The 237-nt window shown below is 67.1% G+C and carries 1 protein-coding gene; it reads right to left on the bottom strand.

Features of this window, described 5'->3' with window-relative positions:
• Positions 1 to 37: 37 nt before the first annotated feature.
• On the bottom strand, positions 38 to 237 hold a 200-nt coding region (locus SCA31_RS25460; protein WP_410699708.1), incomplete at its 5' end, for an SUMF1/EgtB/PvdO family nonheme iron enzyme.

A 237-nucleotide genomic window follows, 5' to 3' on the forward strand; every position in this document is an offset into this window, starting at 1 on the left:
GTATCGGCGTGACGCGGGCTGTTCATGCGGCTTCTCCTCAGGCGTGAACTCTCTTGATGCAGCGAAAGCCGACATGGCTGGTGGATGTATCCTCGGGCTCGGCATGGCGGGCCGCGGGCCGGTAGCGCCGGCAGTAGTTTGGCGCGCAGAGATGCGACCCGCCCTTGAGGACTCGCCGGGCTATGCGGATTGCCGGCAGCCGCGGGTCATAGCTTGCCTCGGCCTCTCCGCCTCTCG

It is taken from the genome of Chryseobacterium sp. SIMBA_028, from assembly GCF_046535285.1.
Lineage (GTDB): Bacteria > Bacteroidota > Bacteroidia > Flavobacteriales > Weeksellaceae > Chryseobacterium.